Source organism: Micromonospora sp. BL4, from assembly GCF_003667505.1.
In the GTDB taxonomy this organism is placed as follows: domain Bacteria; phylum Actinomycetota; class Actinomycetes; order Mycobacteriales; family Micromonosporaceae; genus Micromonospora.
This window is the reverse complement of record NZ_RCVJ01000217.1, coordinates 1-11,474: the sequence shown is the minus strand read 5'-3', so window position 1 is coordinate 11,474 and position 11,474 is coordinate 1. Positions and strand designations below refer to the sequence as shown.

At 72.8% G+C, this 11,474-nt stretch carries 12 protein-coding genes and 2 pseudogenes; 9 read left to right on the top strand and 5 right to left on the bottom strand.

What is annotated here, in order from left to right; translation table 11 throughout:
- Positions 1-550 (top strand): annotated as a pseudogene (locus EAD89_RS30595) (serine/threonine protein kinase); the annotation flags it as partial.
- Positions 551-583: 33 nt separating this feature from the next.
- Positions 584-1,210 carry a histidine phosphatase family protein gene (locus EAD89_RS28030; protein ID WP_121677796.1) on the top strand — a complete coding sequence of 209 codons (627 nt, stop codon included), beginning with the start codon at positions 584-586 and terminating at the stop codon, positions 1,208-1,210.
- Here the strand turns inward: EAD89_RS28030 and EAD89_RS28025 are convergent.
- Positions 1,184-1,747, bottom strand: a complete 564-nt coding sequence (locus tag EAD89_RS28025; protein ID WP_121653839.1) for a GNAT family N-acetyltransferase — start codon at positions 1,745-1,747, stop codon at positions 1,184-1,186. The genes EAD89_RS28030 and EAD89_RS28025 overlap by 27 nt on opposite strands.
- A 73-nt stretch (positions 1,748-1,820) precedes the next feature.
- Between EAD89_RS28025 and EAD89_RS28020 the strand changes: the two genes are divergently transcribed.
- A complete protein-coding gene (locus tag EAD89_RS28020) occupies positions 1,821-2,696 on the top strand; it encodes an alpha/beta fold hydrolase (protein ID WP_121677795.1) in 876 nt (291 codons plus the stop codon).
- 15 nt (positions 2,697-2,711) lie between these two features.
- Here EAD89_RS28020 and EAD89_RS28015 read toward each other — a convergent pair whose 3' ends face one another.
- Positions 2,712-3,152 (bottom strand): VOC family protein, encoded by a 441-nt coding sequence (locus EAD89_RS28015; RefSeq protein WP_121677798.1) that lies wholly within the window; start codon positions 3,150-3,152, stop codon positions 2,712-2,714.
- Between the two features lie 74 nt (positions 3,153-3,226).
- Complete coding sequence (locus tag EAD89_RS28010; protein ID WP_121677794.1) at positions 3,227-4,099, bottom strand: SDR family oxidoreductase; 873 nt, start codon at positions 4,097-4,099, stop codon at positions 3,227-3,229.
- Between the two features lie 116 nt (positions 4,100-4,215).
- Between EAD89_RS28010 and EAD89_RS28005 the strand changes: the two genes are divergently transcribed.
- Complete coding sequence (locus EAD89_RS28005; RefSeq protein ID WP_121653843.1) at positions 4,216-4,827, top strand: TetR/AcrR family transcriptional regulator; 612 nt, start codon at positions 4,216-4,218, stop codon at positions 4,825-4,827.
- A gap of 37 nt (positions 4,828-4,864) precedes the next feature.
- On the opposite strand, the gene EAD89_RS28000 is transcribed toward EAD89_RS28005, so the two are convergent.
- Together EAD89_RS28000 and EAD89_RS27995 are read right to left on the bottom strand one after the other, a co-directional pair.
- Entirely contained in the window at positions 4,865-5,695 is an 831-nt protein-coding gene (locus tag EAD89_RS28000; protein WP_121677793.1) for an MOSC domain-containing protein, read from the bottom strand.
- Positions 5,696-5,756: 61 nt separating this feature from the next.
- Positions 5,757-6,146 (bottom strand): annotated as a pseudogene (locus tag EAD89_RS27995) (carbon-nitrogen hydrolase family protein); the annotation flags it as partial.
- A gap of 100 nt (positions 6,147-6,246) precedes the next feature.
- Between EAD89_RS27995 and EAD89_RS27990 the strand changes: the two are divergent.
- The 5 genes from EAD89_RS27990 to EAD89_RS27970 all read left to right on the top strand — a co-directional run bounded on the left by EAD89_RS27990 (position 6,247) and on the right by EAD89_RS27970 (position 11,441).
- Positions 6,247-7,041, top strand: a complete 795-nt coding sequence (locus EAD89_RS27990; protein ID WP_121653864.1) for a DedA family protein — start codon at positions 6,247-6,249, stop codon at positions 7,039-7,041.
- Positions 7,020-8,243, top strand: a complete 1,224-nt coding sequence (locus EAD89_RS27985; RefSeq protein WP_233579216.1) for a sensor histidine kinase — start codon at positions 7,020-7,022, stop codon at positions 8,241-8,243. The genes EAD89_RS27990 and EAD89_RS27985 overlap by 22 nt, the downstream gene beginning before the upstream one ends.
- Positions 8,234-8,878: a response regulator transcription factor gene (locus EAD89_RS27980; protein WP_121677792.1), complete on the top strand. Its 645-nt coding sequence runs from the start codon at positions 8,234-8,236 to the stop codon at positions 8,876-8,878. Before EAD89_RS27985 ends, EAD89_RS27980 begins: the two co-directional genes overlap by 10 nt.
- An 833-nt stretch (positions 8,879-9,711) precedes the next feature.
- Positions 9,712-10,269 carry a hypothetical protein gene (locus tag EAD89_RS27975; RefSeq protein WP_121677791.1) on the top strand — a complete coding sequence of 186 codons (558 nt, stop codon included), beginning with the start codon at positions 9,712-9,714 and terminating at the stop codon, positions 10,267-10,269.
- Positions 10,270-11,018: 749 nt separating this feature from the next.
- Positions 11,019-11,441 (top strand): protein-tyrosine phosphatase family protein, encoded by a 423-nt coding sequence (locus EAD89_RS27970; protein WP_233579215.1) that lies wholly within the window; start codon positions 11,019-11,021, stop codon positions 11,439-11,441.
- Positions 11,442-11,474 lie beyond the last annotated feature (33 nt).

The following is an 11,474-nucleotide window of genomic DNA, read 5'->3' as shown; positions in this document are numbered from 1 at the left end:
CCCCCACTCCGAGCAGGTCGGCGCCGCCTCGCGCCGGCGCCGGTCACGGCGACCCCTCGCCGTGCTGACCGCGGCCGGCCTCGCCGCGCTGATCGGCCTCGGCGCGCTGCTCGCCCAGGGCCTCAACTCGCCCGACTCTCCCGACCCGGGGCAGGTCGCCAACCCGCCGGCGACCACCGCCCCGGCGCCCGCACCCACCACGCAGTCGCCGACGCCGGCGGCGCCGTCCTCGCCGCCCAGCAGCTCGGCGCCCTCGGCCGTCGGCCAGCAGATGCCGATCAGCCTGCGGGAGGTCAGCGCCGAGTTCGCGGCGGTGCTCGCCCAGGCGCAGGCCCGGGACGACATCGAGCGGAAAACCGCCGAGGACCTGCGCGACGACCTGGCCGACCTGAACCGGCGATCCAAGGACCGCAACAAGCGCATCGACGACCTGCGGGAACGGATCGCGGAGTTGGTGGACCGGGAGCGGCTACCGGCGCGGACCGGTGCCCAACTCGACGCCCTGCTCACCCAGGCCCGGGTTCTCTCCGCCGACCGCAGCGACGACTGACACATCCATCAGCGCCGCTGGCATGATGAGCCGATGCGGACGCGGCTGATCTTCGTACGTCATGGCGAGTCGGTCCACCAGGTGATGGGCACCGTGGGCGGCCCGCACGGTTGCCGAGGCCTGACCGAGCTGGGCCGGGATCAGGCACGCGCGTTGGCTCGGCGGCTCGCCAGCGACTGCGCCGCCGACCGACCGGCCGCGGTGTACTCGTCCGTGCTGCGCCGGGCCGTCGAGACAGCGCAGCCGATCGCCGACGCGTTCGGCGTCCGCCCGGTGGCGGACTGCGGGCTGTGCACCTGGCACACGCCGCCGTACGCCGACGGGATGCCGACCATCCGCTTCCAGGCCGACCACGCGGCCGAGGGTGGGGGACTGTTCCGGCCCTTCGAGAACGGCAACGAGAGCTGGGCCGAGCTGGTGACCCGCGTCAGCCGCGCGATCATGGAAATCGCGCACCGGCACCGGGGCGCCACCGTGATCCTGGTCGGACACACCGAGACCGTCGAGAGCGCGTTCCACGCGCTCGCCGCCCAGCCGCTCCATCGGGCGTTCGACATGGACGTGGCCCCGGCCTCGATCACCGAATGGACCACGGGCGACGACGCCGCCCGCTGGCCGCCGGCCCGCTGGACGCTACGTCGCTTCGGCGACGCCAGCTGACGTGCCAGCGGTCGACAGCGCGATCCAGTAGCGCCGCACAGCACCCAGTTCGGTGTCGCGGATGTCCTCAAGGGCGCCGCCGTGACGCTCGATCGTCTTCGCCGAGGCGATGTTGTCCACCTCGCAGGTGACCAGCACCCGATCCAGCCCGAGCGCCCGAGCCTCGCCGAGCATCCGCCCCAGCGCCCAGGTTGCCAGCCCCCGCCCGCGTGCGGACGGACGGATGCCGTAGCCGATGTGGCCGGCGATCCGCAGCAGGTAGTCGTTGAGCGCATGCCGCAGCGCGATCCCGCCGAGCACCCGGTCACCCTCGACGATCCACCGGTACGTGCACCGCACCCGATCGGCGGGCAACGGGTTCGCCGGATCCGACGCCTCCGCAAGCCGGCCCACCCAGGCCGCGAACCCGTCCGGCGAGCGCACCTCATCGGACGCCCGCAGCCCGAAGCCGTCCTCGTGCAGGCCGGGACCCCACTCGTCATGCGCCTCCAACCAGGCGGCGTGCCGACGGACGGTGGGCGCGATCAACTCGGGCATGCCGCGACGGTATCGGTTGCGACGCGCACACGGAGCACCCAGATCAGGTGCCGGCGGTCGTAGTCTCACCGGCATGACGACAACGCAGACGCACACCCTCGCCGTACCCGGCGTCGACCTGGTCTACGACGTCCGCGGCCCGCTGCCCCCGAGCGACGGGCACCCCGCGCTGCTCATGATCGGCCAGCCGATGACGGCGGAGGGCTTCAACGCGCTCGCCCCGCACTTCACCGACCGCACGGTCGTCACCTACGACCCGCGCGGCCTCGGCCGCAGCACCCGCGCCGACGGCCGGTCCGACCACACCCCGCAGCAGCAGGCAGCCGACCTGCACCTGCTGATCGAGGCACTCGACGCCGGCCCGGTCGACGTGTTCGCCAGCAGCGGCGGTGCGGTGACCGCGCTCGAACTCGTCGCCACCCACCCCGGCGACGTCGTCACGCTGGTGGCGCACGAACCGCCGATCAACGCCGTACTCCCCGACGCCACGGCCGCCGAGCGCGCCCGGGCCGCCTTCTACGACGCGTACCAGGCGAAGGGCACCGGCGCGGGCATGGCCGCGTTCATCGCGATGACGTCCTGGCAGGGCGAGTTCACCGACGCCTACTTCGCCCAACCCGCGCCCGACCCGGCGATGTTCGGCATGTCGACCGAGGACGACGGCACCCGCGACGACCCGCTGCTGTCGAAGAACTCGTGGGCGATCACCGACTACCGCCCCGACGCGGAGCGGCTCACCGCCGCACCGACCCGGATCGTGATCGCGGTCGGCGAGGAGTCGGCGCGGACGTACACCGCCCGTACGGCACTGGGCACCGCCGCCCTGCTCGGCCAGGAGGCCGTGGTGTTCCCCAGCCACCACGGTGGTTTCCTCGGTGGTGAGTTCGGTTACGCGGGCAAGCCCGAGGAGTTCGCGGCGAGGCTGCGCGAGGTGCTGGACGCCGGCTGACCGTGCGGACCGGGCTCAGCCGAAGGAGAGGACGGCTCCGCGCTCGTCGAAGACCGCCGTGCCCGCCCAGGCGATCTCCCAGCGGTTGCCCTCGGGATCGGCGACGTAGGCGGAGCGTCCACCCCAGGCCCGGTCGGTGGGCTCCGCCACCACCGTCGCGCCAGCCCTGACGGCAGCGGCGAAGGCCGCGTCGACCTCCGCGCGGCTGTCGACGTTGCAGGCCAGGGTGACGCCGGACCAGCCGCCGGCCGGACCAGACACGCCGGGCGCCGCCTCGGCCGCCAGGTCCGGCAGCGGGTAGAGCGCGAGCAGGACGCCACCCAGCAGGAACGCCGACCAACCGTCGTCACTGGACGGCAGCTCGGGCCAGCCCAACCGGCGGTAGAAGGAGCGCAGCGCGCCGAGGTCGCGCGCGGCCAGGGTCACGACGGACAGTCGAGCGGGGAGTGCGGCCATGCGGCCGATCCTGCCCGAGCCGTACGACATGCCCCTGGGCCACCGCGAACCGGGACGCTGCCGGCGGGCAGCTGTCAGGTCAGCTCGGCGCCCGGGGCCGGGGCCGGGACTGCCTTCTCCGCCCTACGACTCACGTCTTCCCAGCCGGCCCAGGTGTCCATGCGTCGCCGGGAGATGTCAAAGGCGAGGTCGTAGACCATGCTGCCGAGCAGGAGCCGCAGCGGCGGGTCGTCGCTGTCGACCAGCGTCATCAGCGCCTCGGCGGCCAGCCGCGGCTCGCTGTCGATCGACCCTTCCGCCCACTGCTTCTCCAACTCCGCCCGCAGCGAGTCGTAGGCGGGGTTCGGCGTGGTCGCCGTGCTGCTCGTGTAGAGGTCCGTCCAGTAGCCACCCGGCTGGACGATGGTGACCTTGACGCCGAACCCGGCGGCCTCGGCGGCCAGCGCCTCACTCATGCCCTCCAACGCGAACTTGCTCGCGCTGTAGAGGCCTGTGCTGGGGAAGCCGCCAAGCGCGCCGATGCTGGAGATCTGCACGATGTGTCCGCGGCCCTGCGCCCGCATGGCTCGCAGGGCGGCCTGGCTGACCCAGAGCGCGCCGAAGAAGTTGAGGTCCAGTTGGGCGCGGGCCTCGGCTTCGGTGAACTCCTCCACCATGCCGGCGAAGAGCGCGCCGGCGTTGTTCACGACGATGTCGAGCCGGCCGAAGTGCCGCACCGCCTGGCCGACGACGTCGAAGACGGCCGAGCGGTCCGTGACGTCGAGGCGCAGCGCCAGCAGGCGGTCGGGGTGGCGGCCGGCGAGATCGTCGAGCGGCGAGACGTCGCGGGCGACGCCGACGACCCGGTCACCGGCGGCGAGCGCGGCGGCGGTGAAGGCGCGGCCGAGGCCACGGCTCGCCCCGGTGATGAACCAGACGCGGGATGCGGCAGTGCCTGAGCTTTCCATGAGGTTCCTTCCACCGTGCGAGACGAACCGTCCCGTCTCGTTGTCGGCTGACTCTACCGGTTCCGGTGGGTCTGTCAAGACGGACCGTCTCGTCTCTTCTTTGCTAGATTGGCCGCGTGCCCAAACAGGTCGCCCCCGACTCCAGCCGCCGCAGCCAGACCGCGCGGCGAGCCATCCTCGCCGCCGCCTTCGACCTCGTCGGCACGGTGGGCTACGCGAAGCTCAGCATCGAGGGCATCGCCGCCGCCGCCGGCGTCGGAAAACAGACGATCTACCGCTGGTGGCCGTCGAAGGGTGCGCTGCTGTTCGACGCCTTCCTCGCCCTCACCACCGAGGGGGAGGACGGCCAGACCGGCGCCCTGCCCGACACCGGCGACCTGGCGGCCGACCTGAAGCTGGTCCTGCGGGCCACCGTCACCGAGCTGAACGATCCGCGCTACGACCAGCCCATGCGCGCCCTGCACACCGAGATCGTCCACGACCCCGCCCTGGCCGCCGACTACGCGAAGCGGTTGGACGAGCCGATGCGGGAGCTGAAGAAGGCCCGCCTGCGTGCCGCCCAACGCGCGGGGCAGTTGGCCGAGGACATCGACCTCGACGTGGCCGTCGACCTGCTGTTCGGCCCGGTCCTCAACCGGTGGCTCCAACGCACCGGCCCCTTGAACGCTGAATACGTCGACCAGGTCGTCGACACGGCACTTCGCGGTCTCCGGCCCCGCGAGCGGTAGTCGCGCCGAGCGTCAGCCGTCCGATGGCGGCCCAGATTCAGCCGACCGTGACGACGTCGCCCTCCGCCACCCGGCCCGCGCGGACCACCCGTGCGTACGCGCCGACGCACGGCTGCGGGCCCAGGCCGGGCAGCGGCTCGACCCGGTTCAGCCGAGCGGGCACCCGGAGCGCTTCGGTCTCCCGGGGCAGCGAGCCGTGCGCCAGCGTCGGCACCGCGCAGCGTGGCGTCGGGGCGAGCACGGCGAGCACCAGATCCCGGCCGATCCGCAGGTTCCGGCCAACCCAGTCGTTCTCGGCGAAGGCGTCCCCGACCGTGTCGAGCACCAGGTTGGGCCGGTACCGCTGCACCGTTCCCGCGCCGGGCGGCAGGTCCGCGGCGATCCGGTCCAGCGTCGCGGTGGTGACCAGGTGGATCGGAGCGAAGTCGAAGAAGGTGCCGGGCGCCGCCGAGCCGAGCCGGCTCTCATCCGCCGGGACCTCGTCCGCCAGCCCGGCGGCCAGCACCGCGTCCGGGTGCGACCGCAGCAGCGTGGCATCGGCCGGTACGGCGTCGACCAGCGTCACCGGGCGACCCGCCGCAGCGGAGAGCACCCCGTCGACGTCCGGATCCGACATCGACAGGCGCCGTCCGTCGGCCAGGGTGATCCGTACCGGCTCGGGTGCCGCTCCGGACGCCCGCATGGTGAGCAGCGTGCGCCACCGGTGGGGTTGCTTCGCGCTGGCCACCCGACCGGTTGCCCTGTCCAGCAGGGCCAGCGCGCGGTCACCCACCACGCCGGTCCCGCCCACCTCGGCGGCGGGCAGTCGCTCGCCCAGCAGCGACTTCACCGGATAGCGCCGCAGTCGCACCAGCCGTCCGGAGGTCATCCCGCCACCCTAACCCTGCGGATCGTCGGCCTGATCAGCCGTAGGCGCTGCGCTCGCAGGCGATGGCCAGCCCCAACCGCCACCCGTCCACGTCGAGCACGGCCGGCGCCTCGCCCGGCCGGAACCGGCGGGCCTCCGCGTCGCCCAGCCACATCTTCCGGTACGCCACCGTCACTCCGGCACCGGTCACGGCCAGCATCGCAATGTGGTCACCGGCGACGGGCGCGCCGGCCAGGGCCAGCGCGCCCGTCTCGGCGCACGCCTCGACCATCGGCCCCAACCGGGGGTCGTCGACCGGCACGACCGGGGCGTCCAGCTCGTACCCGGTCAGTGACAGCTCCGGAAAAAGCACCACCCGGGCGCGCGCCGCGCGGACCGCGACGGCGTGTGCCCGCGCGTTCGCCGCGACGTCCCGCGGTACGCACAACGGCTGCGCCACCACGAGCCGCAGCGGGGTGCGGTTTTCCGCACCCTCGTCGCTGTGGTCGACCCGCGCGCCCGGGCGGTCCACCTCATGGTCGACTCTCAGGATCACTTCGTAGCGTGTGGGCATGATTCGAACGTCCCACGCCGTGCTCGCCACCGGAACTCCCATCGCTGCGGCCGAACCGCCCCAGGACGGACTCGTCGGCTACGTCAGTGACCTGGTGGAACGACTGGGTGGGCCGGGGGCCGGCCTGGCGGTGGCGCTGGAGAACCTGTTCCCGCCGATCCCCAGCGAGGTGATCCTGCCGCTGGCCGGGTTCGTCGCCGCGCAGGGCCGGATCAGCCTGATCAGTGCCATCTTCTGGACCACCCTGGGCTCGGTGCTCGGCGCGCTGGCGCTCTATCTGATCGGCGCGTCGCTGGGCCGGGACCGGATGCGCGCCATCGCGGCCCGACTGCCGCTGGTGAAGCTCAGCGACGTGGACCGGACCGAGGCGTGGTTCCTCCGGCACGGCGTGAAGGCGGTCTTCTTCGGCCGGATGATCCCGATCTTCCGAAGCCTGATCTCCATCCCGGCCGGGGTGGAGCGGATGCCGGTGAGCACCTTCCTGCTCTACACCACGCTGGGCAGCCTGATCTGGAACACCACCTTCGTGCTCGCCGGCTATCTGCTCGGCGACAACTGGCACCTCGTCGAGGGGTACGTCGGGGTGCTCCAGAACGTGGTGATCGTGGCCTGCGTGGCGGCCGTCGCCTGGTTCGTCGGGTCCCGCGTGCTGCGGGCCCGCCGCGCCGCTCGGAACCCCGAGCCGGCCGACCTCGACGACCTGGACCAGCGCGGCGCGGGGCACGGCGTACCCGATCCGGGTGGTCGCGGCACCCTCTACCGTGGCGGCTCGTGGGCCTCGGACGAGCGCTGAGCCGGCAGCCGGGCGGACCCGGCGTGGACGGGCGTCAGGTGGTGGTGGGGGAGCGTCGGCCCGGCTGGCGGTGGGACGGTCTCCGGCTGCCGGTCGGCGTCGCCGCCGGGACCGCCACCGCCGCCGTCGAACTGGCCTTCCTGGCCGTCGCGGCGGTCGCGCTCGGCGCGTCCGCGCTCGCGCCCGCGACCCGCCGATGGGTCACCGTCCTGATGAGACGGTACGCCGCGCAGCTGGTACGCGTGGAGAGCCGCCGGTTGTCCGGGCTGCTCGCCTCGGGTGGACTGCCCGCGCCGGAAAGCGCGTCGACCCGGCGGCAGATCGGCTACCTGGCGGCCCGGCTGCTGCCCGGCGTGCTCGGCCTCTTGGCGTACGCGGTGCTGGGCGTCGGTGTGGTGCTCGCCGGGATCGTGCTGCGCGCGGCGGTACGCGGCGAGCTGACCCTCCTCGACGCGGTGGCCCAGGTCGCCGTCGGCGCGGTGCTGCTGCTGCTCAACGTCCAGGCCTTCGCCACTGTCGCCGCGCTCGACGTCCGGTTGGCCCGGCGGCTGCTCAGCCCGGGCAGTCGGGCGGAGCTGGCCCAGCGGGTCCGCGAGCTGACCACCAGCCGGGCCGGGGTCATCGCCGCGGTCGACGCCGAACGGCAGCGGATCGAACGCGACCTGCACGACGGCCTCCAACAGCGGCTGGTCGCCCTCGGCATGCTCCTCGGCCGGGCCCGACGAGCCCGCGACGCCGACCGCACCGCCGCCCTGCTCGCCCAGGCACATGAGGACGTGCAACGGGCCGTCGAGGAGCTGCGCGAGGTGGCGTGGCGGGTCTACCCGTCGGCGCTGGACGGCAGCGACCTGGGCGAGGTGCTCGCCATGGTCGCCCACCGCTCCGAGGTGCCGGTGCGGATCCGCTGCGACCTGCCGGTCCGCCCGGAGCGGCAGATCGAGACGGTGCTGTACTTCGTGGCCTGCGAAGCGCTCACCAACGCCGCGAAACACGCCGCCGCTACGCTCGTCACGGTCGAGATCGGGGTACGGGAGGGGTGGGTCCGGATGCGCGTGCACGACGACGGCGTGGGTGGCGCGGACCCCAACGGCCGAGGCCTGTCGGGCCTGGCCCGACGGGTCGCCGCACTGGACGGCCACCTGCGGGTGACCAGCCCGGCCGGCGGCCCGACCACCGTGTCGGCGGAACTGCCATGCGGCTAGTCCTCGCCGAAGACTCGACGCTGCTCCGGGAGGGTCTGGCACGGCTGCTCGCCGAGGAGGACCACGAGGTGGTCGCGGCGGTCGGCACCGCCGACGAACTGGTCGAAGCGGTCGAGCGGTCCCGACCGGACGTGGTCGTCACCGACGTCCGGATGCCGCCCACGCACACCGACGACGGGCTGCGCGCAGCCCTGGAGATCCGTCGGCGCTGGCCCACCACGGCCGTCCTCGTGCTCTCCCAGTACGTCGAGCGACGGTACGCCGGCCGGCTGCTCGCGGACCGCCCCGAGGGGGTCGGCTACCTGCTCAAGGACCGGGTAGCCCAGGTCGACGACTTCCTCGACGCACTGGACCGCGTCGCCGCCGGAGGCACCGCGCTCGATCCGGAGGTGGTCCGTCAGGTGGTGGCCGGCTCCGACCGGCCGGATCCGTTCGGTCGGCTGACCCCGCGCGAACGGGACGTCCTGCACGAGATGGCCCAGGGGCACACGAACGCCGCCATCGCCCAGCGGTTGCACGTGTCGCAGAGCGCGGTGGAGAAGCACGTCAACGCCATCTTCGACAAGCTCGACCTCGCCCACGTAGCCGGCTACAGCCGCCGGATCCTCGCCGTGCTGCGCTACCTGGGCACCTGACCCGCCGCCCCACTGCTCCGGCCCAGTGATCGGCGGCGTCGGTGATGTCAGAGTCTCCGGCTGTGTGTCCGGCTCCCGCCGACGTGCCGTGGTGGCGGCGATGCCGGTGGGCGCGACGTGCTCCGGTCCCGGCGGGGCGCCGGTGGGCACGTCGGCCGCCTCGGGTGGCGGTCGTTGTCTTCGGCGCTATACCTGTGAGTCATAACTGTGCCTCTGAGGTATCCCTGATCGCGAACTCTGGCCTCGAACCCGCCCTGACGATTGATCGACTCGGTATCGGCGATGTCGCGGTGTCCGGGCGCTGCGGATGCCCCGATGTCGGGGATACGGAGTTAACCAACCCCGGGAGCAGCCGGTTCGGCGACGGGATGGTGGCGCCGTGACGCCGAATGTCCGGTCTGGGGTGGTCTGGCCTGTGACCGGGTGCACCCGTGGGTTGGAATCGTGGCGGGCCCGGGGTCGTTACACACCCTGACGTTCGCAGGACCACGGCGCGCACCCCGGGGCTCCCGGGTTTGGAATGCCGGCCAGGCCGCGGTCGTTGCAGACCCCCGACCGACCGCACCAGCACCCCGCTTCCATTGGGTGCCGATGGATGGGCCGATCCCGGAATGACCCCGGCCCGGTGGTCGTTACACATGGACCCGGCGCCACGAGCCCTCCGCTTGTCGGCCGCTGGACCCCGGCGCCACGAGCCCTGCGCCCGTCGGCCGCCGACCTTAAGACTTTTCCCCCGTGTATGAGAGCGCCGGACGAGGTGCTTGCACCCCACGTTCCCGTTCCCCCCGGAACAAGGGCGCGTGTGGTGTCTACCCCCCGAAGGAGCAACCCTCATGAACACGATCATTCGTAAGAGCATGCTGTCCGTTGCTGGTCTCGCCTTCGCCGGTGGCGTGTTCGCCGGTCCGATCGCCGCGCACGCCGCCCCCGCCACCGACGGCAAGCCCGTCGCGGTCGCGGTGCAGACGGTCAAGGCGCAGGGCCCGCAGTCGCACATCGACCTCAACGACGAGCAAACCGCGAACGTCAAGGCGATCATCGCCGCCACGAAGAAGGCCGGCCTGCCCGAGCGGGCCGCGGTGATCTCGATCGCCACGAGCCTGCAGGAGTCGAAGCTGGAGAACCTGGGCCACCTCGGCGACATGAACGACCACGACTCGCTGGGCCTGTTCCAGCAGCGCCCGAGCTCGGGTTGGGGCACGCCGGAGCAGATCACCGACCCCGAGTACTCCACCACCGCGTTCCTCAAGGGCCTCAAGCAGGTCGACGGCTGGCAGGACATGGCGCTGACCGACGCCGCGCAGACCGTCCAGGTCTCCGCCTACCCCGACGCCTACGCCCAGTGGGAGCAGCAGGCTGCCGACCTGGTCGCCCAGCACTGGAACAGCTGACCCACCACACCACAGCACCGCAGCACCGCGTGACACCGACTGGCCGGCACCCCGAACCCGGGGTGCCGGCCAGCGGCATGTCCCGCGGCCGAATCTTGGACAGTTACCGTCACGCCAGAACGGAAACTGTCCACGATCTCACGACGTCGTGGGGGCGCAAAGGTCGGGAACAACGCCAGGCCGCTGCCGGTTGTGCACAGTGTCGGTGTGACTCAGTGTCCCCGGGCCTCACCTAATATTGCCTTCGCGGAACACCGTTCGGCTGGAGCCGCGTCGCGCCACTCGCCGAGAGGCGACCTGCACACCGACACCAACGCCGCCCCCGGCCCACCAGCCGGGGGCGGCGCTGTCTTTCCCACCGACGGATTCGTGGACCGCGGATGGGGCGCACGCGGACGGCCCCCGCCCGCGCGTAGGGCGGGGGCGGGGGCCGTCGACGGATCGGTTGGACGCGTCACCGTCGGGGCGCTGTCTGTCCCGTCCGCCGGTGCCTGGCGGGGACGCTGTCTGTGTGCGTCACCGGGTGACCGTTGGGGCGCAGTCTCTGTCCCGATCCTCCGGTGCCTGGCCGGGGGCTATCTGCGCGTCACCGGGTGACCGGCGGGGACGCTATCTGTGTGCGTCACCGAGTGAGCGGCGGGGGTGTTGTCTCTGCCCAGTCAGCAAGCGAGCGGCAGGGGTGTTTGTCTGTCCCCATCCCCGCTCACCGGCGGGATCCGACGGCCAGGTGCATGGCGCAGAATGCTGGGGTGACTGTCCCTCAGCCCTGGCCCGAGCAGTCGGGTGTGCTCGTCCTGCCCAGCGGGGCGACGGTGCGCGGACGGCGCATCGCTGCCGAGGTCGCCTCACCCGCCGACTTCGCCCTGTTGTTGGCACCCGGCCCCGAGCCGGCGTGGCCGCACCGTCGGATCCGGTGGCCGGACTTCTGGGTACCGCTCGACCGGGCGGATGCGCTCGACGCCCTGCGGGCGACGTTGCGGCGGGCGCACGACGGTGAGCGCGTGGAGGTGGCCTGTCGGGGTGGGGTGGGGCGCACCGGTACGGCGTTGGCCGCGCTGGCGATCCTCGACGGCCTGCCAGCCGAACGGGCCGTGCCGTGGGTGCGGGCCGGCTACCACCCGAAGGCGGTGGAGACTCCGTGGCAGCGGCGCTGGCTGCGCCGGATCGCCTGACCACCTTCGCCCCGAGCGCCCACCCCTTACGAG